Below are 26,039 nucleotides of genomic sequence, written 5' to 3' on the forward strand. Positions count from 1 at the left end.
TCGTGTGGATCGGAGCGATTTCCCTTTTTCCTGACATGTTTGATGCCGTGCTTGAGTACGGTGTTACCGGCAGAGCGGTTCGGGATGGTTTGTTGAAGGTTGAGCATTGGAATCCCCGGGATTTCACGCACGACCGCCATCGCACTGTCGATGATCGCCCCTACGGTGGCGGCCCTGGCATGTTGATGAAAATTCAACCGTTACGCGATGCTATCCATGCAGCTAAGGCTGCTGCTGGAGGGGTCGCTACGGTGGTTTACCTGTCTCCCCAGGGAGAGCCACTCAATCAGGATCTGGTTGAAGAGCTCGCAGGGTCAGAGCGGTTGGTGCTGGTTGCCGGTCGTTATGAGGGGGTAGACGAGCGTTTGATTTCTACGGAAGTTGATCGCGAAGTGTCTCTGGGTGATTTTGTTTTATCCGGAGGCGAGCTGGCTGCAATGGCTGTGATTGATGCGGTAACACGTTTCATTCCAGGTGCACTGGGCCACGCGCAGTCAGCGGAGCAGGACTCGTTCGCTGACGGATTACTGGACTGTCCGCATTACACCCGTCCCGAAGTTTACGAGGGGCAAACAGTACCGGACGTCCTTTTAGGTGGGCATCACGAACAGATCCGGCGTTGGCGGCTAAAACAGTCGTTGAGACGAACCTGGGAGCGGCGCCCCGACCTGCTGGATAAGCGGGATTTAACGGGCGAAGAGCGCGAGCTATTAGACCAAATTTTGAATGAACCGGGTGCCTCTGGGTCAACAGGGCATTGAAAGATTGGGTATCAGGAGCTAACGATGAGCGGCAAGAACAACATCATCAGTCAGATTGAATCGGAACAAATGACCCGGGAAATCCCGGAGTTTGGTCCAGGTGACACCGTAGTAATTCAGGTGCGTGTAACTGAAGGCAACCGTGAGCGCCTGCAGGCGTTCGAAGGCGTTGTAATTGGTAAGCGTAACCGTGGCATGAACTCGTCTTTCACCGTACGTAAAGTATCTTACGGTGTGGGCGTTGAGCGTACATTCCAGACTCACAGCAAGCTGATCGACAGCCTGGCTGTGAAACGTCGCGGTGATGTGCGTCAGGCCAAACTGTACTACCTGCGTGACCTGTCCGGTAAGGCAGCACGTATCAAGGAAAAACTGGGCTGAACAAGCCCGCAGCGTGTTGTTTGTTGCACGCAGCAGGGTCAGTCAAGTAATGAGTAGTACCTTCGGAAAGGCAGCCTCTTCAGGCTGCCTTTCTGCGTTGAGGCGGGCGTAAATGGCGGCATTTCGGCAGCAGGATGAGATACTTGTGCGTCGTTTCAGTGACGCGTTATGGCTTGAATTTGGTTTGGGTGATCGCACTCGTTCAGCTTATGAAAGCGATCTCAAGCATTTGTCGCTCTGGCTGGAAGCGCGCCCGAATAAGCCGCTTCTTCAGCATGCGAAGCGGGCCGATATTCTGGGCTGGATATCTCAGGGCATGGCGACCGGACTAAAAGCGTCTACGGCAGCCCGCCGGTTGTCAGGTCTGCGGCGGTTTTATCGTTACCTGATGCGTGAGGCCATAATTGCTGAAGATCCGACCTTGCGTATTGATAGCCCGAACCAGCCCCGTCGCCTTCCCGACGCTTTGACCGAGTCGGATATCGACTTGTTGCTCGCAGAGCCGGATACAGCGCTACCAATCGAGCTGCGCGATCGCGCCATGCTCGAAATTGTGTATGGTTGTGGGTTGCGGGTGTCGGAATTGGTGGGGTTGACTGTAGATCAGGTTAACTTGCGGCAGGGCGTAGTACGCATTACCGGTAAGGGTGGAAAGGAGCGTCTGGTGCCGATGGGTGAGGAGGCGCTGGACTGGTTGATTGCGTACATGCAGGATGCGCGAAATGAGTTGTTGAAGAATCGGCCGTCAGATGCGCTTTTTCCGGGTAATCGCACGTTACCAATGACACGTCAGACATTCTGGTACCGGATAAAGCTCTACGCCTCGAGGGCAGGCATTCGTAAAAAGTTGTCGCCTCATACACTGAGACATGCGTTTGCTACGCATCTGCTGAATCATGGCGCAGATTTGAGGGTCGTGCAGATGTTGCTGGGGCACTCTGACCTATCGACTACCCAGATTTATACCCATGTTGCCCGGCAGCGTCTGCAGTCATTGCACGGAGAGCACCACCCGCGGGGATAGGTGTTTGCTGCGGCGATTAGCGGCTTGTCGAAAGTGACTGGCTCGCTGAACTTTGAGTCGGTATGGTTGTCAATCATATCTGTTGTCCATCGGGTTCTTAATGAGCCACCGTTTCCAGGGATCTAGTCAATATGTTCAGTAAGTTCAATCAGTCTTTTGGGGTCAGGGGCGTTCTGGCCTGTCTGCTAATGAGTATGGCTGCGGCTGGAGCCTCTGCTGCGGAGCCTGACAAGGCGGATCCGGTCTCGGCCATCAAGTCGCGTCTGACAAGCTCTGTCCCCGGATTGGAAATCTTGGATGTCAGCCCTGCGGGTACCTCGGGGCTCTACAAGGTAACGACGAACAACAAAGACATGATCTATACCACGCAGAGTGGCGAGTTTTTCCTGGTGGGCGATCTCTATCAGATTTCGGATAAGGGTGTTGCCAATGTCACCGAATCTGATCGCGCCGCTCAGCGCGTCAAGGCGCTCGCTGATGTAGATCGCAAAGATATGATCAGCTATGTACCTGAGGGCGATGTAAAGGCACAGATCTATGTATTTACTGACATCGACTGCCCTTACTGCCGCAAGCTTCACGAAGATGTACCGCGTCTGAACGAGTTGGGTGTCCAGGTGAATTACCTTGGTTATCCGCGCTCCGGGCCGGGAACTCCCTCGTTCAAGAAGTATATTGCGGTTTGGTGCTCCGATGATCGCCAGGGCGCAATGGACAACGCCAAGCAGGGGGTTCAGGTGCCTGCGAAGAGTTGTGAAAACCCGATTGCTGACCAGTTTGCGCTGGGCGGTCGTTTGGGTGTGACGGGTACGCCAGCCATTATTCTGGATGATGGCCACATGGTCAGAGGGTATGTCCCGGCGGATGATCTGGCTAAAGGCATGGGTATATTGTAAAGCCAAAAGAACAGTCTTTTATTTCAGCAAGTTGCCGCCCGGAATAAGCGGGTGGCTTCCATAAAAACGGCTCGCGGACTATCCGAACTTCACAGGATAGGCCCCGAGCCGTTTTTTTCGGGGGCTAATCGTTATAATATGCCGCGCTGGCGCCCGTTTTCTTCGTGGCGGCGCGCATGGAATTCATCAGGATCAGGGGTGGTAGCTTGAAAGAGGTCAAAGTCGGAATCTGCGGATTGGGAACAGTGGGTGGTGGCACCTATAACGTACTGATGCGCAATGGTGAAATGATTGCCGGTCGCGCTGGTTGCCGGATTCAGATTGCCCGCATTGCCTCACGGCGCCAGCGTGATGACATCGATCTGGGTGATATTCCGTTCTCACTTGATGTTTTCGATGTCGTCAATGATCCCGAAGTTGATATCGTTATTGAATTGATCGGTGGCTACGACGTAGCACGTGAGCTGGTTCTGACTGCGATCAACAACGGCAAACATGTCGTGACCGCCAACAAGGCGCTGATTGCCGTCCACGGGAACGAGATCTTTGAGGCGGCGGCAGAAAAGGGCGTTATCGTCGCATTTGAGGCAGGTGTTGCCGGCGGTATTCCCGTCATCAAAGCGATTCGTGAAGGCATGTCTGCTAACCGTATCGACTGTGTTGCCGGCATCATCAACGGTACCGGCAACTATATATTGACTGAGATGCGTGCCGGTCGGGAATTCGCCGAGGTGCTCAAAGAAGCTCAGGAACTGGGTTACGCGGAAGCGGACCCTACATTTGATGTGGAAGGTATCGATGCGGCGCACAAGCTGACGATTCTCGCGTCTACAAGCTTTGGTGTACCGCTACAGTTTGAACGTGCTTACACTGAAGGTATTTCCGAGATTACGCCTTACGATATCGCGCATGCCGAGCTTCTGGGTTACCGCATCAAGCATCTGGGTATCGCCCGTCGCCGTGAGAGTGGCATTGAGCTTCGGGTCCATCCCACGCTGGTTCCCAGAAGCCACTTGATCGCGCAGGTCGATGGCGTGTTGAATGCGGTGCTTGTGGACGGGGATGCAGTGGGTCAGACCATGTATTACGGCCCTGGCGCAGGTGATGAAGCGACGGCATCTGCGGTGATTGCGGATATTGTTGACGTAGCCCGCAGTGTGGCCCATCAAAGCCTGCAGCGCGTGCCCTATCTGGGTTTTGAGCCGGCATCTCTGGAAGACCTCAACGTATTGCCGATGGATGATATCCAGTCTGCCTATTACCTGCGCATTCAGGCGCTGGATCGCCCGGGTGTTTTGGCCAAGGTTGCATCGATCATGAGCGAGCATGGCATTAACATCGAATCCATCATGCAGAAAGAATCCGAGCTTGAAGGCGGCACTATTCCCGTCATTATCCTGACTCATACGGTTCAGGAGCGGCAAATCAACCGTGCAATTGCAGACCTTGAAGCATTGTCTGATATCCAGAATAAAGTTGTGCGGATTCGGGCAGAAAACTTTAATTGATACAGCATTCTTTGCTGTAGGTTGAACGAAACAGGGTTTGACCGGTTCTGCCGGTAAACCCCAGACAGGACATCATTGTGAGATATATCAGCACCCGGGGTGACGCGCCTTCATTGGGATTTGAGGATGTACTGCTGACCGGCCTGGCGCCTGACGGCGGCCTTTATGTGCCCGAGTCACTTCCCAAGTTCAGTCTCGAAGAAATTCGTAGCTGGCGCGGCCTTTCCTATAGCGAACTCGCGTTTAACGTCATGTACCCGTTTGTGGATGATGCGATCCCCGCTGATGACTTCCGCGCGATGCTTGAAGACACCTACAGCGAGTTTGCTCATCAGTCAGTAGCGCCGCTGGTGCAGTTGGACAGCAACGAATGGGTGATGGAGTTGTTTCGGGGCCCGACGCTGGCGTTCAAGGACTTTGCGCTGCAACTGCTGGGACGTCTGCTCGACTATGTGCTTGAGAAGCGCAAGCAGCATGTTGTCATCATGGGAGCCACTTCAGGTGATACCGGGTCGGCAGCGATCGAAGGCTGCCGTCGGTGCGAGCACGTTGACATCTTTATACTGCATCCTCATGAACGTGTGTCTGAGGTGCAGCGTCGCCAGATGACGACTGTGCAGGGCGATAATATTCACAACCTCGCCATCAAGGGTAACTTTGATGATTGTCAGCGGATGGTCAAAGCCAGCTTTGGCGATCAGTCCTTCCTTGACGGCAAGACGCAGCTGGTAGCAGTCAATTCTATAAACTGGGCCCGGATCATGGCTCAGATCGTTTATTATTTTCACGCATCGCTGGCGTTGGGCGGTCCGGATCGCAGCATGGCGTTCTCGGTACCGACCGGCAACTTCGGCGATATTTTTGCAGGTTACCTTGCCCGCGGTATGGGGCTGCCGATCAGTCAGCTGGTCATTGCGACCAACCGCAACGACATTCTGCACCGCTTTATGAGCGGCAATCGCTACGAGCAGCACAAGCTGGAGCACACCTTGTCTCCGAGTATGGACATCATGGTCTCCAGTAACTTCGAGCGTCTGTTGTTCGATCTCCATGGTCGTGACGGTGCGGCGGTGCGTGATCTGCTGGAGCGCTCACAAAACGAGCCGGTGAGTATTGAAGACTATCGCTGGAAGGCGGCGCGCAAGCTGTTCGATAGCGCGGCGGTAGATGACGACGCTACCTGTCAGACGATCAGTGACGTGTTCGAGAAAAACGAATACCTGTTGGATCCGCACACTGCGATTGGGGTGAACGCTGCCCGCAGTTGCCGTCGCGACAAAACAGTGCCGATGATTACGCTGGGCACGGCTCATCCTGCAAAGTTCCCTGATGCTGTAAAAAAATCCGGGGTCAGCGTAGAGCCTGAGCTGCCGCTTCACCTGGCGGATCTGTTCGACCGTGAAGAGCGCTACACAGTGCTTGATGATGACCTTGCGACTGTCCAGAACTTTATTCTCTCGCACTGGAAAAACAGCTGACGTTGAATAGAGTATGAAGCACCAGGTCCGCACCGGAATTGGATGGTGCGGGCCGCATTGATTCACCACCTGCCTGAATGCTGATAGCTTATGACGCCACGAAAAATCATCCGGCGTTCCTTGTCGGCAAACTCCGCCAACTGGGGGCAATCCCTGCCGCCGCTGCTGCGCCGCTTGTACGCTGCCCGAGGCGTTGAATCCGACGCGGAACTCGCCTACACCCTGCAACACCTTGCGTCACCGTTCGACCTGCGGGGGATTGATCGCGCAGTTGAACTGATCGCTGACGCCATTGAAAAGCAGCAAAAAATTCTGATTCTCGGTGACTTTGATGCTGACGGCGCAACCAGTACGACGGTCGCCATGCTGGGGCTTCAGATGATGGGGGCACGGTATCTGGATTTTCGGGTGCCAAGCCGTTTCTCGGACGGTTACGGCCTCACGGCCGGTATTATTGACCGGCTCGAAGCAGACGATGCGGTACCTGACCTGCTGATCACGGTCGACAACGGGATTGCAGCGAACGAGGGCGTTGATGCCGCCCGGCGGCTGGGGATTCGGGTTGTGGTCACTGATCATCACTTACCCGGCGAGACGCTGCCTGCCGCTGATGCGATTGTGAATCCAAACCAGAACGGCTGTCCGTTTCTGAGCAAGAATGCGGCTGGCGTTGGTGTGATGTTCTACGTTTTGACGGCGCTTAGGCGCTACCTTTCGGAGCAGGGCAAGTTTGAGGGCAAAGGGCCCAATCTCGGCTGCCTGCTGGATCTGGTCGCGTTGGGAACCGTTGCAGACGTGGTGCCGCTGGATCAGAACAACCGAATCTTTGTTGAACAGGGACTGCGCCGAATCCGCAAAGGCGAAGCCAGGCCTGGTATTCTCGCCCTGCTGGATGTTGCCGGTCGTGACCACACCCGTATCAGCGCGACCGATCTCGGGTTTGTTGTCGGGCCGCGCCTGAATGCTGCCGGCCGGCTGGATGATATGAGTGTCGGGATTGCCTGTTTGCTGGCCGATAATCCCGACGAGGCTCGCCGATTGGCTGTCGAGCTCGACCATATGAACCGCGAACGCCGAACAATTGAAACCGGTATGAAGGAGCAGGCACAGGAGCTCCTGGCATCACTTTCGCTGGATCAGGCCGGATTGCCATGGGGGCTGGCACTGTTCGATGCAGACTGGCACCAGGGCGTGATCGGTATTCTTGCGGCCCGGATTCGTGAGCAGACCCATCGCCCGGTCATCGCTTTTGCACCGGATGAGGGTGGTGAAATGCTCAAGGGCTCAGCCCGCTCGATTCCCGGTCTGCACATCCGCGATGTGCTGGCGGCAGTGGCTGCCCGGCACCCGGGACTGCTCCACAAGTTCGGTGGTCACGCGATGGCAGCCGGTATGACCATTTCAGCTGCGGATTTCCAGACGTTTGCCGATGCCTTTGATGTGGTTGTCCGGGAGAGCATCACCGAGGAGGCGCTGGAGGCGGTTATTACCACTGATGGCCCACTCGCGGCCGATGAGCTGACGCTGGACACTGCGCTGGTGCTGCGCCGCTCGGGGCCCTGGGGCCAGCACTTTCCTGAGCCATCGTTCGATGGCGAGTTTGATGTCATCTCCCAGCGTATCGTCGGTGAGCGCCATCTCAAGCTGGTTCTGAAATCCCGCAGCGGTGGCGATGTGATTGATGGCATTGCGTTCAACACCGGCGCGGAGGTTAGCGACTTTACGCTGACTGGTGCCCGTGTTGTCTACAAACCTGATGCGAATACCTTTCGGGGCCGGACCCAGTTACAGCTGTTGATTGACTATATCGAACCGGCCTGACACCAGCTGATTTCATACGCAATCTCCGGTAAAATGCTCCGCCTGCAGAGCCCGCGAACGATCGCGCGCCAGACACTCTTATTTTTGCTCACCAAAGAACGGATGAAACATGGAAATTAACCCGATCATGACCACCATTAAAGACCTCCGGGAGCGCACTGAGTCGCTTAGGGGGTATCTTTGACTACGATCAGCGGAGTGAGCGGCTGGTCGAAGTAGAGCGTGAAATGGAAGACCCGAAAGTCTGGGAAGACCCTGAGCGGGCTCAGAATTTGGGTAAGGAACGGTCAAACCTTGAATTGATTGTCAGCACCATCAACAAGCTGACAGAAGGTCTGGACGATGCCGAAGAACTGATCGAAATGGCTGCCGAAGAAGAAGACGAACAGGCAGCCGATGATGTCCGTGCTGAGCTCGACGGGCTTGAGCAGGACCTGCAGAAACTCGAGTTTCGCCGCATGTTCTCCGGTGAAATGGATGAGAATAACGCCTATCTCGACATCCAGGCGGGCTCGGGCGGCACAGAAGCCCAGGACTGGGCGAATATGTTGCTGCGCATGTTCCTGCGCTGGGGCGAGCGGCGCGGTTTCAAGGCCGAGATCGTCGAACTGCAGGAAGGTGAAGTCGCCGGTATCAAGAGTGCGACCATTCACTTTGAAGGCGACTACGCCTATGGCTGGTTGCGTACCGAAACCGGGGTTCACCGGCTGGTTCGCAAGTCACCCTTTGATTCGGGCAACCGTCGCCATACTTCGTTTTCGTCGGTATTTGTGTCGCCAGAAGTGGATGACAGCTTCGAGATCGAAATTAATCCTGCGGATTTGCGAGTTGATGTCTATCGCGCCTCGGGTGCCGGTGGTCAGCACGTCAACCGGACTGAATCTGCGGTGCGTCTGACGCACAACCCGACAGGGCTGGTCGCGGCTTGTCAGGCCGGGCGTAGTCAGCATCAGAACAAAGATCAGGCGATGAAGCAGCTCAAAGCCAAGTTGTTTGAACTGGAGATGCAGAAGCGCAACGCCGAGAAACAGAAACAGGAAGATTCCAAGTCCGACATCGGCTGGGGTAGCCAGATACGTTCCTACGTGCTGGATGACAGTCGGGTTAAAGACCTGCGGACCAAGGTTGAAACCAGCAACACCCAGGCCGTGCTCGATGGTGACATCGACAAGTTTATTGAAGCCAGCCTGAAAATGGCGTTGTAAGCCGACGGCTATTGCCAAACCATCACCCTCCGTGGACGGATGCTTCCGGATACCGTTCACGGCAGACTACGCTAGCGAGAGATCATGACAGACCAGACCCAGAATTCAGTGCCGCAGGATGAGAACAAACTGATCGCCGAGCGCCGCGCCAAACTGGCCGAGCTGCGCGAGCAGGGGAATCCCTTTCCGAACGATTTCCGTCGCGACAGTACCGCAGCGGCATTGCTTGCAGCACACGGCGACAAAACCAAGGAAGAGCTGGAAGAACTGGGTCTGGAAGTGGCGGTTGCCGGTCGTTTGATGCTGGATCGCAAGGCGTTCAAGGTGCTGCAGGACATGACCGGGCGGATTCAGGTCTATGCCACCAAGGATGTCCAGAAAGACACCCGCCACTGGGATCTTGGTGATGTTATCGGTGTGCGCGGTACGCTGTGCAAGTCAGGCAAGGGTGACCTGTATGTCGCCATGGATCATTACGTTTTGCTGACCAAGTCATTGCGTCCATTGCCCGAGAAGCACAAGGGCCTGACCGATACCGAAGCGCGCTATCGTCAGCGTTATGTGGATCTGATGGTAAATGAAGATACCCGTCGGGTATTTCAGGCGCGGTCGAAAATTATCAGCTGCATCCGCAACTTCTTCACCCAGCGTGATTTTATCGAGGTGGAAACCCCGATGCTGCAGGTGATCCCGGGTGGCGCAACGGCGCGTCCTTTTATGACGCATCACAATGCGCTGGATATCGATATGTACCTGCGTATCGCGCCGGAACTGTATCTCAAGCGCCTGGTTGTCGGCGGCTTTGAGCGGGTATTCGAAATCAACCGCAACTTCCGCAACGAGGGGCTGTCGACGCGCCACAACCCCGAGTTCACCATGCTGGAGTTTTATCAGGCCTATGCTGATTTCAACGATCTGATGGATCTGACTGAAGCCATGCTGCGTGAGACCGCACAAACGGTGCTGGGCACGCCGATCGTCGTGAACACCAAGGTGTTGGCGGATGGGGAAACCGAAACCATTGAATACGACTTCGGCACGCCGTTTGCGCGTCTGACCGTTGTTGAGTCGATTCTCAAGTTCAACCCGGACATCAGCGCAGAGCAGATCAATGACGACGAGTCTGCACGTAAAATTGCCTCGGATATGGGGATCCCGCTGAAAAAAGGCTGGGGCCTGGGCAAGGTGCAGATCGAAATTTTCGAGAAAACTGTCGAGCACCGCCTGATGCAGCCGACGTTCATTACCGAATACCCGACGGAAGTCTCGCCACTGGCGCGCCGCAAGGACGCCAATCCATTCGTGACCGAGCGGTTCGAGTTCTTTGTCGGTGGCCGTGAGATTGCCAACGGATTTTCGGAGCTTAACGATGCCGAAGATCAGGCTGAGCGTTTCCGCGAGCAGGTTGCCGAAAAAGAAGCCGGTGATGACGAAGCGATGTTCTATGACGAAGATTATGTCACGGCGCTGGAATTTGGCTTGCCGCCGACCGCAGGTGAAGGCATCGGTATCGATCGCCTGGCAATGCTGCTGACGGATTCCCCGTCAATCCGCGACGTGATCCTGTTCCCGGCTATGCGCCCGGAAAAAGGTTGATCGAAGGATGAGTGCTGCAGCAGACGGATTGCGTCAGCAGCTCAAACCGGGTCGCGGCTGGCGAGAGCGGCTCGATCCGGAGTTTGACCAGCCTTATATGCAGTCGCTGGCTGATTTTCTGGCGGCGGAAGAAGAGGCCGGTAAGACACTGTTTCCGGCCAGTCAGCACTGTTTCAATGCGCTGAATTCCACGCCTTTCGATAAGGTGTCGGTCGTGATTCTCGGTCAGGATCCCTATCACGGCCCGGGTCAGGCTCACGGTCTTTGTTTCAGTGTGCGGCCGGGCGTGCGGACACCGCCTTCACTGGTCAATATTTTCAAAGAGCTGGAATCAGAAGCCGATTTCACCACACCTGACCACGGCTGCCTGCAACCCTGGGCAGAACAGGGCGTGTTGCTCCTGAACAGCGTGTTGACCGTTGTACAGGGACGGGCAGGCGCGCATCAGGGTAAAGGTTGGGAAGTGTTTACCGATCGGGTTATTGAGCAACTTAATGCCGGAGCGGAAAATGTTGTCTTCATTTTGTGGGGGAGCTACGCGCAAAAGAAAGGCCGCATTATCGATCGCGAAAAGCATCTGGTGCTGCAGGGGCCACACCCGTCTCCACTGAGCGCCTACCGGGGCTTTTTCGGCTGTGGTCATTTTCGGCAGGCGAACGACTGGCTCGTGGCAAAAGGACGAGCGCCGATAGATTGGCGGTTGCCCGATGAGGCAACACTTGTCTCTCGCTATGAGGCAAGGACAGATACTAAAAAGGACCGCTGAGCGGTCCTTTTTTATTACTACCATCAGTTGGCATTGTTTATTGCAGCAGCGCCATGGCAGCTTCCATCTCAGCGTTGAGGTCCTCTTCTTCACTCATGTCGATATTCGGGTCAAGTCCAAGGCGATCAAATGCACTGATAGTCGTCCAGTCCATCTCACAGAAAGGATGCTCCGAGCCCACCACAAGTTGAAGGTTTGCGACCATAACCAGATCGGCATAGTCCGCTTTGGGAACTTCGCGGGTGAAGTGGGTAAATTCCCGGGGCACAGCCTGAAGTTCCTCGGGGAAGTCCCATTTTTTAAGAATCCGCACCCCAATGTCGGCATGCAGTTCGTCAATGACGTTGTCTAGCATGTCGCTACTGATCTGAATGTCATGGTCTTCCACATGGCGAAGAATCGGCAGAACACCGATCAGATGGACAAGCCCGGCGAGGGTTGCCTGGTCGGGCTTCAGCCGCGTGTAGTGCTGTGCCAACACGTGACAGATACCGGCCACTTCAGTGCTGGTTTGCCAGGTTGCCCGCAGACGCTTGTCGATCATTTCGGAGGTGGCCTGGAACATCTGCTCCATTGCCAGCCCCATCGCCAGGTTACTGGTGTAGGCCATGCCCAAGCGGCTGACGGCCATTGTCAGGTTTTCAATTTGACGCGCCCCGCGGAACAGCGGGCTGTTACAGACACGTATCAGGCGCGCCGAAAGAGCCGTGTCGGTGCTGATGACCTTGACCAGATCCTGGATAGAGGAGTCCTCAGATTCGGCAATCTCCCGCACCTGCAGTGCAGCTTCAGGCAGGGTGGGCAAGACCAGTTTATCCGCCTCAAGAGCTGCAATAATGTCTTGCTTCAGGGTTTCAGAGATAGTTGCCATATCGGGATCATTCCATCCTAAACGTCGTTGGGGTTATGTTTGTTACCCCGTAAGAGTTATTGATCTTCAGTTATAGCAAATTTTTGCCGTTTAGCCCGTCACAAAACGTATCTGAATCTTGTCGCAAAGCAACTTTAGTCGTCGCTGTTGCTCTGCTCCGGCACGGTGTAGGGCAGTGGCATGGGTGTAAATGAATGGCTGCTGCCTTCCAGCGTCCAGGGTTGTGATGCCAGCGCCGCATGCTTGATAACAGCCAGTACCTCGCAGTCACCATTGTCGAACATCACGCTGTTAACCACTTCGCCAACGTTTTTGTCGCCAGCAAGAATACCGGCGCCGGCAACCGGAGCGCTGTCGATACTCTCGAGCTTCAGGCGAAACATGCTTTTCTTGAGTTGCCCCAGATAATGCATGCGAGCAATCACCTCCTGACCGGTATAGCAGCCCTTTTTGAAGTGAATGCCGTCCAGGTGTTGCCAGTTGAGCATCTGTGGCACGTATTGCGATGCGATCGCGGGTTCAAGTTCGGGGATGCCGGCGGCAATATTTCCGGCACGCCAATCCGACTCGTTAATCGTGAGTTTGTCCTGAGCAATATCGTCCTGTAGCGCGTCATTGGGTGCAAGCTGCCAGTATTCATAACGGGGGCAGCCTTCTGCGGTGGGCATGACCCGAATCAGCTTACCGGACGGCACCGATAGAGAGTCCCCAGGTGCCGCCAGTGTGGCCGCCTTGTCTGACAGTTGGGCTACAAGCTCATCGCCCCGGATACCGAATACGCGCGCATCGCTGAGTTCTTCCATTGAGGTACCGCGGAACAGCATCAGGAATTTCTGCAGGTGCGTGGTCACGTCCCCGGCAATCGAGCGTGGCAGCGATAGCACAATGTCACCGTCGACGTCTGCCAGCAGCATCAGGGCGTAGGCCCGGCCTTTTGGGTTGCAGGCGGCGGCACGGCGGGATTGGCTCTCCGTCACCTCGTCCAGGCTCTGGGTGAGCTGCCCGTGAAGGAATTTCCGTGGGTCTTTTCCGCTAACCCGGAACAGGGCGGTGCCCGGCAATTCCACAATACCGCTCTCAGGGCAGTTGTGATGCGCAGGCGGTGATAAGTCGGATATGGCCGGTGTAGTCGCTTCAGGCATAAAAACTCTCCTGTCAGGCAGCGGGTTCGAGGTTGCGTTGAGGGGACTGGCTGGCGAAGCGCAGCCAGACTCTCATGCATCGAAACGTTTCCGGATCGACATTCCTCAGGCCAGGCAGCTGACTCAGCATGACGGTGTATTCGGTATGAGTGGTGGTGGCGTCGTTCAATTTCAAGAGCGCCAGTGACGCATATAGCCGGCTAGCGCCATCGACAGTCACCGCCCGCGACTCTCCATTATGTAAGACAACAGACAGGGTGCCGTGACGCACCTGCAGTGAGGCAACGGGTTGGGAGCCGCGGCCCAGAAGCCCCGTCTGTGTCGCCCTGACGAAAGAGGGGATCAGCAGGAGTGCGCCGGCGGCGCCGTAAATGGTGTACACCATTCCAATGGTGGCAAAAGTTGCAAACAGTAAGGCCCAGAAACCGAGTGCCGCAATCGCGATGCCACGGCAGGGCCTGAGCGTCAGATCAATCCGGTTGTACACGGTTGAGGATCTTTTTGACGATAATCCTGAGTTCAGGGTCGTCTGGCTCGCCGCGCTGCATGAACCATTCAAATATGTCCGTGTCTTCGCATTCGAGAAGCTTGCGATAGCGGGCTTTGTCTTCCTCGGGAAGTCCAGGGAAAACTTCCTCGAGAAACGGGATCAGCAGAACGTCCAGTTCCAGCATGCCGCGTCGGCTGTGCCAGTATAGGCGCTTGTAGTCGGTGTCATGTGCCATGGATAAACCTCGGAAAAATCAGGGCGCCCGGGTGCGAAACGTTGTAGGCGTCAGGATGGTATCTTTTGCTTCGTGGAGCAGGCCGGGGTAGTCCAGCGTATAGTGCAGCCCGCGGCTTTCACGCCGTTGCAGCGCCGAGCAGATAATCAGGTCGGCCACGGTAACCAGATTTCGCAGTTCCAGCAAGTCGTTTGAAACACGGTAGTTGCTGTAGAACTCGCCGATCTCCCTGCCCAGAAGATCCACGCGGTGCTTGGCGCGCTGCAGGCGCTTGGTGGTGCGGACAATGCCGACATAGTCCCACATAAAGTGACGCAGCTCATCCCAATTGTGGGAGATGACCACATCCTCGTCGGAGTCCCTGACCTGACTTTCATCCCATGCCGGTGCCGTTGGGGGTTCCGGAATGTCGGCGTCAGTGCGGGCTATGTCGTCTGCTGCAGCTTTGCCATAGACCAGGCATTCGAGCAGTGAATTGCTGGCCATGCGATTGGCGCCGTGCAGGCCGGTAAACGCCGCCTCGCCAACAACGTAGAGCTGATTGACGTCGCTGCGCGCTTTGACGTCGGTCATGACACCACCGCAGGTGTAGTGTGCCGCCGGTACGACTGGAATCGCAGAGCGGGTGATATCCACGCCAAATTCGATGCACTTCTCGTAAATTGTCGGGAAGTGGGATTTGATGAAGTCTGCGGGTTTGTGGCTGATGTCCAGATACAGGTGGTCTGCGCCCAGTCGCTTCATCTCATGGTCTATGGCGCGAGCCACAATATCACGGGGTGCAAGTTCGCCGCGGGGATCAAAGCGTTCCATGAATGTAGAGCCGTCAGGCAGTAGCAGGCGTCCGCCTTCTCCGCGCACCGCTTCGGTGATCAGAAACGATTTGGCATGAGGGTGATAGAGGCAGGTCGGATGGAACTGGTTGAACTCCATGTTGGCAACGCGGCAGCCTGCACGCCAGGCTATCGCGATGCCATCGCCGGAAGCGCCATCCGGATTGCTGGTATAGCGATAGGCTTTGCTTGATCCGCCGGTGGCGATTACCACAAAGCGGGCTGAGAAAAGTTCGACATGGCTGTCTTCGATATTGAGCACATAGGCACCGACACATCGGTTGCCGGGAAGTGACAGCTTGCGGTGGGTGATGAGATCCACAGCCACCCGTTGCTCAAGTATCTCCACATTGGGCAGGCTGCGAACGCGGTCACTCAGTGTCTGGGATACCGCATGGCCGGTGGCGTCGGCGGCGTGGATGATACGCCGCCTGCTGTGTCCGCCTTCACGTGTGAGGTGGTACTTGTCTTCAGTGTCGTCGCGAGTAAAGGCAACGCCCTGCTCGATAAGCCATTCGATGCTTTCCCGCCCGTGCTCGACGGTGAAACGCACGGCATCTTCATGACACAGGTCAGCGCCGGCTGCCAGCGTATCCTGAATATGTTCCTCGATGCTGTCTTCGTCATCGAGCACTGCCGCGATGCCCCCCTGAGCCCACAGTGTTGAACCGCTGGCGAGCTCGCCCTTGCTGATGACGGCTGTTTTCAGGTGGCGTGGCAGGTTAAGAGCGACTGAAAGACCAGCGGCACCGCTACCAATAATGAGCACATCGTATTTGTGGGACTGTGGCATCTGTTCCGTATCGCGGGCCATAATGTGGGGGCTATTGAACTAAACTTTAGAGCTGCTGTCTATTTGGCCATAAGGGTGTAGGCTCCACAAGAACGTGCGAACAGGACTGCAGCATGACGTTATCCAGATTGCCATTTCCGGCCGCGCCGGTGCAGAATCAAGAGCTGGCAGGCGAAGGCCGGGAGCGACCCCGATTAGCGACGCAATCCGATACAGGCACGCACACCGTCATGACCCCGGTAACTGAAAATCCAGCACAGACGCCGGCTGATGGCGAGACCGACCAGCAACTGGTTCAGCGGGTCAAGCGCGGCGACAAGTCAGCCTTCGATGTGCTGGTGCTCAAGTACCAATCCCGGGTTGCGTCGATTGTCAGCCGCTATTCCAGTGATCCGCAGGATGTGCTCGATTTGACGCAGGAAACCTTCGTCAAAGCTTTTCGGGCGATTGAGCGGTTCCGTGGCGACAGCGCCTTTTATACTTGGCTCTATCGCATTGCGGTGAACACCTCCAAGAATTTTCTGGAGTCACGCAGTCGTCGCCCCCGGGGTAGTGTGGAGGCTGATGATGCGGAACGGCTCGATGCTGGTGATTGGCTACGGGATGGCGCAACGCCAGAAAAACTGCTTCAGCGGGAGCAAATGTATCAGGTGATGCAGAAAGCGATCGGCGCTCTGCCCGAAGAGTTACGTTCGGCCTTGCTGTTGCGGGAATACGATGGCCTGAGCTATGAGGACATCGCCCGCATTCTGGAGTGCCCGATTGGCACGGTACGATCGCGGATTTTCAGGGCCCGCGATGCAGTTGACCGGGAACTGGCACCGCTGATGAGTAATGAATGATGCACATGCGATGCGGGGAAAACGCCCCGTTTTCGACAGTACAGACAGAGTGGACTGATTTGAGGTGTAGCAATGGATGATCGTCTAAAAGAGACGCTGTCAGCCATGATGGATGATCAGGCCGATGAGCTTGCCATTCGCAGACTGCTGTCCCGGGCGGAATTACCTGAGGTGCGTCAGCAATGGCAGCGCTGGCAGAGTATGCAAAGCCTGATGCACGATGACCGGCGCGCATTTGCGACCCTGGATGTCAGTGCGGCGGTACAGGATGCATTGAGCGAAAAAACAGCGACATCTGTTGCTGTTGCGACTCCGCAGGCACGGCAGGTGCAATCCCGGTCAGCGCGTTGGTCTGCGGTCGCTGCCGTTTCGTTTGCGTTGCTGGTGGGATTCGGCGCAGGTTCCCAGTGGGGCTTCTCCAGCCCGGAAGCATCGGCGGAACTCGCTTTGAGTGCTGAACCGGATGCGTCGAACGGTTCGGGTGCCGACAGCCTCGGTCTCGGCAAGGTGGCGACAAACAAGGCTGGAGTGCCTGAAATTGCGCTGCAGGGCCTCGATGCGCGGCAACGCGAGCGGATGAGTCGTTATTTGCTGGAGCACGCACAACATAACAGCGTGGGTATGGGGTACGGTTCAATGGGGTATGCCCGGGTGGCGAGTGCGTCAACCGTTGGATACTGATCAGGTTCGGAGAGTTGTGCACATGGTTGCAGCACCGCGTTATGCCACAAGCACGCCGGCCAAGCGGCCCGGAGTGAGATGGGTGGCAGCCTGTATGGCGTTGCTGACGTTATGCCTGGTACCCCATGTCAGTGCCGCAGATTCACAGGACCAAGCCGAGGCCTGGCTCGAGAAGTTGGGGCCGGCGCTGAATACCACCAGTTATCGCGGAGTGTTTGTTTACAGTCGGGGTGAGCAGGTCAGCTCCATGCGCATCGCGCATCGGTTTCGAGATGGGCAGGTGCAGGAGCGCCTGGTGATCCAGGATGGCGCTCAGGGTGAAATTGTGCGCCGTGGTGGCCGGGTGTACTGTGTGCTGCCGTCGCATGCCAATATCCAGTTGGACGCTATTCTTCCTTCCGGTCCTTTCTCCGGGGCTTTCACCGACAAACTGATGCCTTTCAAACGCTGGTATGTCGCCCGCATGCTGGACGATGATCGTGTAGCAGGTCATGAAGCGGTTGTGGTGGCGTTAAGTCCGCGTGATATGCACCGCTATCAATATCGCCTGTGGCTTGAAAAAAATACCGGCCTGTTGGTGAAGAGTCAGGTGCGCACGGCTCAGAACGATATTCTGGAGCGCTTCCAGTTTACAGTGCTCGATCTTGCACCGGATATCCCGGACAAAGAGTTCGAGATTCAGTCTGCGGCGCCTGCGCGTACCTTTAATATTGAAACCAAAGCCAAACCGGCACCGGACGCCGCCCAGCAGGTTACGATTGGCTGGAAACTGGGGTGGCACCCGCAGGGCTTTGAAGCGTCAGCTTCGTCTGAGGAACCCCGGGGGCAGGCGGTGTCATTCTCTGATGGCCTGGCATCCTTCTCTGTATTTGTGACACCCGTTGGCGATATGCGGATGCCGACCGGCATTTCGCGCATCGGTGCGACGACGGTCTTTATGCGCAATCTCAAAGATGGACAGCGTCAGGTGCTGGTGACTGTCGTTGGTGAAATTCCGCCGAAGACTGCCGTCGAGGTTGCCAATTCGGTGTCGCTGGAACCCGAAAACAGTAGTCATCTGGCAACCGGGATGGCGCCATGATTGAAGAAACCGGCACGGTTGTCGCGGTAGACGGCGATCAAGTCTGGGTCCAGACCATCCGCCAAAGCACATGCGGTAGCTGCAGCGCCCGTAAGGGCTGCGGCCAGAAAGCATTAGCCAGTATCTCTGACGGTAAGGCCAATCAGGTGCGGGTGCGCAACACACTGAATGCCGCGGTGGGCCAGTCAGTGGTGATTGGCATCGAAGAATCCCAGTTACTCAAAGCCTCATTGCGGGTATATGCGATTCCATTGGTCGGTCTGGTGGTTTTTGCATTGCTGGCGGCAGCGATCTGGCCCGGCTCGGAGCCTGCGACTATCGGTGGCGGTTTGCTGGGGCTGGGAGCGGGGCTTGGATTGTTGTTTGTGTTATCCAGGCGCGACCGGCATGACGACCGCTTTCAGCCTGTGATGTTGAAGGCAGCCGCTGAGGCGGTCACCGGCTCAGTGATCGACACCCCGTTGTCAGGCTGACCGGCTGCACCTGCGGGGATCAATTTTTGTTGATATCAGATATTTCGTTTTTATTCGCCAAATGGAGTAAAGCATGCCTAAAAAGAACCTGAAACTGTGGTTTGCACCTTTTGTCGCGCTCATGATGCTGGTGGCAACTGGTGCAAGGGCGGAACTGCCGGACTTTACCGGGTTGGTTAAAGATAACTCCGCTGCGGTGGTGAATATCAGCACGACCCAGAAGACTGAAGGCCGTCGCGGTGGTTTGCCGTTTGATCAGCGTCAGCTTGATCAGATGCCCGATTTTTTCAGGCACTTTTTTGAAGGCCCCAATGGTCCGGGTGGCGGCGGTCAGCCGGGCGGACAGCAGCAACTCAGTTCAATGGGGTCAGGCTTTATCGTCTCCAAGGACGGATATGTCCTGACCAATAACCACGTGATTGATGGGGCTGATGAGATTCTGGTTCGTCTGAGTGACCGTCGTGAACTCAGCGCCGAAGTTGTAGGGGTTGATCCACGATCCGACATCGCTGTCCTCAAGATCAAAGGCGAGGATCTGCCGGTTGTTCAGATGGGGCACTCCAGCGAATTGGAACAAGGCGAATGGGTTTTCGCCATCGGTTCTCCGTTCGGTTTCGATTACACCGTGACGGCGGGAATTGTCAGCGCCATTGGTCGCTCCCTCCCATCAGAAAACTACGTACCGTTTATCCAGACGGATGTTGCGATCAACCCGGGCAATTCTGGCGGTCCGCTGTTCAATCTTGACGGCGAGGTTATCGGCATTAACTCGCAGATTTATACCCGCTCTGGCGGTTTTATGGGCGTCTCGTTTGCGATTCCAATTGATGTGGCAATGAACGTTTTCGACCAGATTCGCGATCATGGCTTTGTATCCCGCGGCTGGCTGGGTGTGCTGATTCAGGAAGTGAATCGGGATCTCGCGGAATCCTTCGGTCTGAGTCGTCCGCGCGGTGCGCTGGTAGCTGAGGTTCTGCCGGATTCTCCCGCCGAAGCCGCTGGTCTGCAGCCTGGTGACATCATTCTTGAGTACCAGGATCACGATATTAACTTGTCCTCTGATTTGCCACCGATGGTGGGGCGCACGCGCCTGAACGATACGGTTGAACTGTTGGTGCTTCGCGACGGCGATGAAAAAACGCTGGAAGTGACGATTGGCGAGTTGCCGGAGGATCGCCAGATGGCATCTGAGAATACACCGTCTCCGAGCCCGGCCAGCGGGCCGCTCGGCCTTTCCGTGTCGGCACTGACTGACGAGCAACGCGAGCAGCTCAGCATTCAGGAAGGCGTTGTAGTAAAAAATGTAGGGCCGGGTCCTGCGCTGGACGCGGGCATTCGCCCCAACGATATTATCCGTAAACTCAATAATGAACCGGTCACATCGGTGAAAGATTTCAATCGGATCGCCGGTGACTTGCCTAAAGGTAAAGCGGTGCCGGTGCTGGTTGTCAGGGGAGGTCAGTCCACCTTCCTGGTGATCAAGACGGGCCAATAAGTCCTGCTCGCGTCCGTGATGAGAGTATTGATGTCTCATCAGTAAAAACCCGTAGCGCCTGTGTACGCTACGGGTTTTTGCTATAATCCATGGTTCTTACGGGACAAACGATGATGTCCTGCCCCGGTTGAAGCTATGGATAGTAATAATGACAAAGGATGTGACTCTGGGTCAGCTGTTGCGGCCGCGCCAGTCCCGTATTGCCTGGCTAGTCTTGTTGATTGCGCTGGTGCTGACGGTGATAGCCTGGCGATTCTCGATCATTCTGGTTGCAGACCGCACCGAAGCCCATTTCAAAACCCAGTCTCTGCAATTAAAAACCGCCATTGAGGAAAGGTTGCTCAATTACGAGCAGGTTCTGGCCGGCAGTGCTGGTCTGTTCGCTGTTGCGGATCTGGTGGGGCGCGATGACTGGCGACTGTACGTAAACAAACTCGATATCAACCGCTACTACCCGGGTATACAAGGTATTGGTTATACCGCCAGGGTGGAAGGTGACGACGTCGTCAGCTTCGTCAAACGTATACGGGAACAGGGCCTGCCCGATTATCTTGTCAATCCTGCCGGCATTCGCGCCGAATATCATCCCATTGTTTTTCTCGAACCCAGTACCCAGCGCAACCGGCGGGCATACGGCTACGACGCCTTTGGTGATCCGGCCCACCGCATTGCAATGGAAGCCGCACGGGATACCGGCGAGGCAACCATGACCGGAAAAGTCGTCCTGGTGCAGGAAGAAGTGGACGACGAACAAGCGGGCTTCCTGATGTATTTTCCTGTTTATGAGGGCGACTCTGTTCCCCAGATCATGGCTGAACGGCGCAGTCGTCTGCGCGGATTCGTGTTCAGTGCCTTTCGCGTGAATAACCTGATGGACGGCATTGTTGGTCTGATTTCCCCCTTCCTTGATGTCCGCATCTATGACAGTGACGTGGCGATCAAAGACGCACTGATGTATGGCTCAAACCTTGGTTCACTGGATGATGACTACACTTTCGAAATGAGCCAGAAGGTGTCCCACGGCGGCCGTACCTGGCTTTTGCAGACCCGAACGACTCCGGCATTTGATTTTCTTGCGTCGGATCCACGACCGCTGATTGTCGTGATCTCCGGTGTTTTGATCAGCTTGCTCCTGTTTGCATTCTCGCTGGCGATGATCCGGTCCCGGATGTTGGCCCAGGTGAATGCGGGTCGCTATCGCGCGATCACCGAAGGTGCCAGTAACATCACGCTGATCCTGAATCGTCAGGGAAGCGTCAAGTACATCAGCCCCTCCTGTGAAACCATTCTTGGAATCGAGCCTGCCAAAATGCCGATGCCGGAGCTTGAAGCTCAGGTCCATCCGGACGACTGGCCGCAATTGCAGCAGTGTTTTGACCAGGCGCTATCAGAGCCGGGCAAGGCCTTGCCGGTGGTGCATGCGCGGATTCGCGACCAGCACGGCGTGTGGCGGGATATGGAGGGCGCATACACCGCGATGATGGATGTGCCAGGCGTTAATGGCGTGGTGGTCAGTTTGCGTGACTTGACCGAACTGAAGGCGGCGCAGGCAGAGCTTCACCGTCTTGCATTTTACGATCCGCTAACCGGGCTGGCCAACCGTCAGCTGTTTAAAGACCGGCTCGCTCACGTCGTGCGTCGCAGCAAGCGCAGCGGTGAGGCCGCGGCGTTGATGTTTCTTGATCTGGATGGCTTCAAGCGCATAAACGATACCCTTGGTCACGATGTTGGCGATCAGTTGCTGGAAACGGTTGCGGGTTGGCTCACGGGCTGTGTGCGCGAAGAAGACTCGGTAGCGCGCCTTGGTGGTGATGAGTTTGTGGTATTGCTGTCGACGGTTGCCGGGCCGGACGCCGCGCGCACGGTCGCCGATGCTATTTTGCGCCGGTTGTGTCAGCGTGTCCGGCTTGGCGAGCACGAAGTCGGGATTACGGTCAGCATCGGGCTGGCGATGATTCCCTATGACAGCGAAGACCCGGGCGTGCTGATGAAGTATGCCGATCTCGCGATGTACCGTGCGAAAGAGTGCGGTCGCAATAACGTGCAGTTCTTTACGCCGTCAATGAACATCCAGGCGGCCCGGCGCATGCTGCAGCAGGAAGAGCTCAGCAACGCACTGGATGCCGATTGTTTTGTGCTGCACTACCAGCCCAAATTTGACCTCGTTCAGGACAAGGTTCTCGGCGTTGAGGCGTTCCTTCGCTGGCAGCATCCTGAGCGCGGAATGGTGTCGGCGAGCCAGTTTATCCAGCTTGCTGAAGAGTCAGGGCTGATTATCCGTCTGGGCGAGATGGCGCTGCGACAGGCCTGTATCCAGATTCAGGCCCTGGAACGTGCCGGTTTTGAAGACCTGCGAATATCCGTGAACATGTCGACCCGGCAGGTGACGGATCCCCGGTTTATCGAAATGTTCCGCCAGGTGATTACTGAAACGGGCGTTGAGCCGAAACGGCTGGAGCTGGATTTGCCGTCAGCGCTGCTCAACGAGGATATCGAGGTGCTCCAGCATTTGCTGGGTGCGCTGCATGATATTGGCGTCTATCTGATTCTGGATAATTTCGGAGCGGGTAGCTGTTCGCTGGCGGCTATGCAGCAGCTGCCGCTTGATGCGGTCAAGATCGATCAGGTGTTTATCCGGGACATTCCCTATAACGCCAGTTCCACTGATGTAACCTCTGCGGTTATCGCGCTGGCGCACAAGCTGCACCTGACAGTGGTCGCTGAAGGCGTTGAGACGCCGCAGCAGCTGAGCTTCCTGCGCTCGGCGGGCTGTGCCCAGGCGCAGGGCAATCTGTTCAGTTATCCGCTGGACGAGGATGCCCTGATAGGGTTTCTGGTGCGCCAGCAAGAACGCTGCAACTAAGGTGCTTTGATTCGGCAGGGTCATGGCATTAGTCAGGCTTAACCGGTAAAATCAGCGCTCCCAACGCCGCTGCAGTATTTTTCTGCGCACCGGACACTTTTTCTGACGTGAGTATCCTGATTCTGTGACTGAGCTAAGCCACATCCGTAACTTTTCCATTATCGCCCATATCGATCACGGAAAATCCACTCTGGCTGACCGCTTTATTCAGGTCTGCGGAGGCCTGACTGACCGGGAAATGGCAGCCCAGGTGCTGGATTCCATGGATCTGGAGCGTGAGCGCGGCATCACCATCAAGGCTCAGAGCGTTACGCTGAGATACAAGGCTCGCGACGGTATCGAATACAAGCTGAACATGATCGACACGCCGGGCCATGTCGATTTCTCCTATGAAGTGTCTCGTTCACTCTTTGCCTGTGAAGGCGCGCTGCTGGTGGTGGATGCCGGGCAGGGCGTTGAAGCTCAGTCTGTAGCGAACTGCTACACCGCAATTGAGCAGGGGCTGGAAGTTGTGCCTGTTCTGAACAAGATGGATCTGCCGCAGGCAGAACCGGAGCGTGTGGCGCAGGAGATCGAAGACATTATCGGTATCGGGGCTGCAGACGCGGTGCGTTGCAGTGCGAAATCCGGTATGGGTGTCGAAGAGGTGCTGGAGGAATTGATTCGTCTGGTGCCGCCGCCTGAGGGCGATATTGACGGTCCGTTGCAGGCGCTGATTATTGATTCCTGGTTTGATAACTATCTTGGTGTTGTGTCGCTTGTCCGAGTCCGTCAGGGCACGCTGCGCAAGGGTGACAAGATCCTGATCAAATCGACCGGTAAGGCCTGGAGCGCCGATCGAGTGGGTATTTTTACGCCCAAGCCCACTGATACCGGCATATTGGGTACCGGCGAGGTTGGGTTTGTAGTCGCCGGTATCAAGGATATTCATGGCGCGCCGGTTGGTGACACCATCACCCATCAAAAAACACCGGATACAGCGCCCGTTCCCGGTTTCAAGAAAGTAAAACCTCAGGTTTATGCCGGTCTGTTCCCGGTAACGTCTGATGATTACGACGACTTCCGTGATGCTCTTGAAAAGCTGACGCTGAACGACGCGTCGCTGTTCTTCGAGCCGGAAAATTCCGATGCGCTGGGGCTTGGGTTCCGTTGTGGCTTCCTCGGCATGCTGCACATGGAGATCGTCCAGGAGCGCCTTGAGCGCGAATACGATCTGGATCTGATCACCACAGCCCCGACTGTTGTCTACGAAGTTCTCAATAAACAGAATGAAATCCTGCATGTGGATAACCCTTCGCGTCTGCCGGATATCGGCAGCATTGAAGAGATGCGGGAGCCGATCGTTGAGGCCAACATTCTTGTACCGCAGGAACATCTGGGCAACGTGATTGCGCTTTGCGAAGAAAAGCGCGGCGTCCAGAAAAATATGCTGTTCCTGTCAAGTCAGGTGCAGTTGACCTATGAGTTGCCAATGGCGGAAGTGGTTCTCGATTTCTTTGATCGGGTTAAATCTGCCAGTCGCGGTTTTGCTTCACTCGACTATCATTTCAATCGCTTTCAGGCGGCGGATCTGGTGCGTCTCGACATCCTGATTAACGGCGAGCGAGTAGATGCGCTGGCGCTGATTGTTCATCGTGCGATCGCGCATCGCCGCGGTCGCTCTGTCATCGAGAAGATGAAAGAACTGATTCCGCGTCAGATGTTCGATATTGCGATACAGGCAGCGATCGGCAATCAGGTGGTTTCGCGTCAGACGGTGAAAGCACTGCGCAAGAACGTGACGGCAAAATGTTATGGCGGTGACGTCAGCCGTAAAAAGAAACTGTTGCAGAAACAGAAAGAAGGTAAAAAACGCATGAAGCAACTTGGCAACGTTGAGGTGCCACAGGAAGCGTTTCTTGCTGTACTGCGCGTCGACAACTAGGACTTTGCTGAATGGACATTGATTTTCCTCTTATCCTCGTCATCCTGACCTTCGTGACGGGGGTTATTTGGCTGGCCGATATACTGTTTCTGCGTTCTCGCAGGCTCGAAAAACAGGCGGCAGCGCCTCAGGCCGCCAGTGTGGCGCAATCAGAAGCCGAAGCAGAGGAAGACTCTGACGAACCCTATCTGGTCGAGTTGAGCCGTTCGTTCTTTCCGGTACTGGCGATTGTGCTGGTGTTGCGCTCGTTTCTGGTAGAGCCCTTTCAGATTCCGTCCGGGTCAATGCTGCCAACGCTGGAAGTCGGGGATTTTATTCTGGTGAACAAGTTTGCCTATGGCATCCGGTTACCGGTTATCGGTACCAAAGTTGTCGATATCGGTGAGCCCGAGCGAGGCGACGTGATGGTCTTCAAATACCCGAAGGATGGTGAAACCAACTATATTAAGCGTGTTGTCGGGCTGCCTGGTGACGTGGTGCGTTATCACGACAAAAAGCTGTATATCAATGATAAGTTGATTGCGACTGACTATGTCGCGACGTTGGGCGCCGAAGAGCTGCGCCGGGAGCACCTGGGTGATGTTGATCACAGTATTCAGCTAGTGAAGACTCAGGATGGCCGTCGCGGCGAGGGTGAATGGCCGATTCCTGAAGGCGAGTACTTTGCGATGGGTGATAATCGTGACAACAGTAACGACAGCCGTTTCTGGGGCACTGTTCCGGAGCATCTGATTGTTGGCAAGGCGTTCGCGATCTGGATGCACGTAGAGTCCTGGACCAGCCTGCCAAGCTTTAGCCGTGTCGGGTCGATCGACTAATGTTGTGCTACCCGGCAATAAAAACAAACATCATATCAACGATAAAAAAAGAGAGTTTTAAC

General features: G+C 55.9%; 23 protein-coding genes. 18 read left to right on the forward strand and 5 right to left on the reverse strand.

Annotated features, from left to right (window positions below; translation table 11 throughout):
* Positions 1–2 precede the first annotated feature (2 nt).
* The 10 genes from trmD to ung all read left to right on the forward strand — a co-directional run bounded on the left by trmD (position 3) and on the right by ung (position 11,436).
* Positions 3–761 carry a tRNA (guanosine(37)-N1)-methyltransferase TrmD gene (gene trmD / locus ACUN9X_RS14825; protein ID WP_260034394.1) on the forward strand — a complete coding sequence of 253 codons (759 nt, stop codon included), beginning with the start codon at positions 3–5 and terminating at the stop codon, positions 759–761.
* A gap of 24 nt (positions 762–785) precedes the next feature.
* A complete protein-coding gene (gene rplS, locus ACUN9X_RS14830) occupies positions 786–1,142 on the forward strand; it encodes a 50S ribosomal protein L19 (RefSeq protein ID WP_260034395.1) in 357 nt (118 codons plus the stop codon).
* Between the two features lie 112 nt (positions 1,143–1,254).
* Positions 1,255–2,166 carry a site-specific tyrosine recombinase XerD gene (gene xerD, locus ACUN9X_RS14835; protein WP_445473593.1) on the forward strand — a complete coding sequence of 304 codons (912 nt, stop codon included), beginning with the start codon at positions 1,255–1,257 and terminating at the stop codon, positions 2,164–2,166.
* 131 nt (positions 2,167–2,297) lie between these two features.
* A complete protein-coding gene (locus tag ACUN9X_RS14840) occupies positions 2,298–3,062 on the forward strand; it encodes a DsbC family protein (protein ID WP_445473594.1) in 765 nt (254 codons plus the stop codon).
* Between the two features lie 206 nt (positions 3,063–3,268).
* The gene (locus ACUN9X_RS14845; RefSeq protein ID WP_445473727.1) at positions 3,269–4,570 is read left to right on the forward strand and encodes a homoserine dehydrogenase; all 1,302 of its coding nucleotides are present in this window, start codon (positions 3,269–3,271) and stop codon (positions 4,568–4,570) included.
* A gap of 77 nt (positions 4,571–4,647) precedes the next feature.
* Positions 4,648–6,048: a threonine synthase gene (thrC, locus tag ACUN9X_RS14850; protein WP_445473595.1), complete on the forward strand. Its 1,401-nt coding sequence runs from the start codon at positions 4,648–4,650 to the stop codon at positions 6,046–6,048.
* 90 nt (positions 6,049–6,138) lie between these two features.
* Entirely contained in the window at positions 6,139–7,869 is a 1,731-nt protein-coding gene (gene recJ, locus ACUN9X_RS14855; RefSeq protein WP_445473596.1) for a single-stranded-DNA-specific exonuclease RecJ, read from the forward strand.
* A gap of 109 nt (positions 7,870–7,978) precedes the next feature.
* A protein-coding gene (gene prfB, locus ACUN9X_RS14860; RefSeq protein ID WP_260034402.1) for a peptide chain release factor 2 occupies positions 7,979–9,074 on the forward strand; the annotation gives its coding sequence in 2 pieces (ribosomal slippage) (positions 7,979–8,050 and positions 8,052–9,074; 1,095 coding nt in all).
* Between the two features lie 84 nt (positions 9,075–9,158).
* Positions 9,159–10,670 (forward strand): lysine--tRNA ligase, encoded by a 1,512-nt coding sequence (gene lysS, locus ACUN9X_RS14865; RefSeq protein WP_260034403.1) that lies wholly within the window; start codon positions 9,159–9,161, stop codon positions 10,668–10,670.
* 7 nt (positions 10,671–10,677) lie between these two features.
* On the forward strand, positions 10,678–11,436 hold the full coding sequence (gene ung, locus ACUN9X_RS14870; protein ID WP_445473597.1) for a uracil-DNA glycosylase: 759 nt from the start codon (positions 10,678–10,680) through the stop codon (positions 11,434–11,436).
* A 37-nt stretch (positions 11,437–11,473) separates the two neighbouring features.
* On the opposite strand, the gene ACUN9X_RS14875 is transcribed toward ung, so the two are convergent.
* The 5 genes from ACUN9X_RS14875 to nadB all read right to left on the reverse strand — a co-directional run bounded on the left by ACUN9X_RS14875 (position 11,474) and on the right by nadB (position 15,800).
* Positions 11,474–12,307 (reverse strand): HDOD domain-containing protein, encoded by an 834-nt coding sequence (locus tag ACUN9X_RS14875; RefSeq protein WP_260034406.1) that lies wholly within the window; start codon positions 12,305–12,307, stop codon positions 11,474–11,476.
* Positions 12,308–12,441: 134 nt separating this feature from the next.
* Complete coding sequence (gene ygfZ / locus ACUN9X_RS14880) at positions 12,442–13,449, reverse strand: CAF17-like 4Fe-4S cluster assembly/insertion protein YgfZ (protein WP_445473598.1); 1,008 nt, start codon at positions 13,447–13,449, stop codon at positions 12,442–12,444.
* A 13-nt stretch (positions 13,450–13,462) separates the two neighbouring features.
* A complete protein-coding gene (locus tag ACUN9X_RS14885) occupies positions 13,463–13,936 on the reverse strand; it encodes a hypothetical protein (RefSeq protein WP_445473599.1) in 474 nt (157 codons plus the stop codon).
* The gene (locus ACUN9X_RS14890; protein WP_260034411.1) at positions 13,920–14,174 is read right to left on the reverse strand and encodes an FAD assembly factor SdhE; all 255 of its coding nucleotides are present in this window, start codon (positions 14,172–14,174) and stop codon (positions 13,920–13,922) included. Before ACUN9X_RS14890 ends, ACUN9X_RS14885 begins: the two co-directional genes overlap by 17 nt.
* A gap of 18 nt (positions 14,175–14,192) precedes the next feature.
* A complete protein-coding gene (nadB, locus tag ACUN9X_RS14895; RefSeq protein WP_445473600.1) occupies positions 14,193–15,800 on the reverse strand; it encodes an L-aspartate oxidase in 1,608 nt (535 codons plus the stop codon).
* Between the two features lie 230 nt (positions 15,801–16,030).
* On the opposite strand from nadB, the gene rpoE reads away from it, so the two are divergent.
* From rpoE to lepB, 8 genes are all read left to right on the forward strand, one after another.
* The gene (rpoE, locus tag ACUN9X_RS14900; protein WP_260034979.1) at positions 16,031–16,642 is read left to right on the forward strand and encodes an RNA polymerase sigma factor RpoE; all 612 of its coding nucleotides are present in this window, start codon (positions 16,031–16,033) and stop codon (positions 16,640–16,642) included.
* A gap of 72 nt (positions 16,643–16,714) precedes the next feature.
* A complete protein-coding gene (locus ACUN9X_RS14905; RefSeq protein WP_445473601.1) occupies positions 16,715–17,323 on the forward strand; it encodes a sigma-E factor negative regulatory protein in 609 nt (202 codons plus the stop codon).
* A 22-nt stretch (positions 17,324–17,345) separates the two neighbouring features.
* Positions 17,346–18,404, forward strand: a complete 1,059-nt coding sequence (locus ACUN9X_RS14910; protein WP_445473602.1) for a MucB/RseB C-terminal domain-containing protein — start codon at positions 17,346–17,348, stop codon at positions 18,402–18,404.
* A complete protein-coding gene (locus tag ACUN9X_RS14915) occupies positions 18,401–18,877 on the forward strand; it encodes a SoxR reducing system RseC family protein (protein WP_445473603.1) in 477 nt (158 codons plus the stop codon). The genes ACUN9X_RS14910 and ACUN9X_RS14915 overlap by 4 nt, the downstream gene beginning before the upstream one ends.
* Before the next feature lie 73 nt (positions 18,878–18,950).
* Complete coding sequence (locus tag ACUN9X_RS14920) at positions 18,951–20,372, forward strand: DegQ family serine endoprotease (protein ID WP_445473604.1); 1,422 nt, start codon at positions 18,951–18,953, stop codon at positions 20,370–20,372.
* A 148-nt stretch (positions 20,373–20,520) separates the two neighbouring features.
* Positions 20,521–23,235 carry a bifunctional diguanylate cyclase/phosphodiesterase gene (locus ACUN9X_RS14925; protein ID WP_445473605.1) on the forward strand — a complete coding sequence of 905 codons (2,715 nt, stop codon included), beginning with the start codon at positions 20,521–20,523 and terminating at the stop codon, positions 23,233–23,235.
* Positions 23,236–23,359: 124 nt separating this feature from the next.
* Positions 23,360–25,159, forward strand: coding sequence for a translation elongation factor 4 (gene lepA / locus ACUN9X_RS14930; protein WP_260034423.1), 1,800 nt, complete (start codon positions 23,360–23,362; stop codon positions 25,157–25,159).
* Between the two features lie 11 nt (positions 25,160–25,170).
* Positions 25,171–25,977 carry a signal peptidase I gene (lepB, locus tag ACUN9X_RS14935; protein ID WP_445473606.1) on the forward strand — a complete coding sequence of 269 codons (807 nt, stop codon included), beginning with the start codon at positions 25,171–25,173 and terminating at the stop codon, positions 25,975–25,977.
* Positions 25,978–26,039: the final 62 nt, after the last annotated feature.

This window comes from Marinobacter sp. V032 (genome assembly GCF_052645435.1).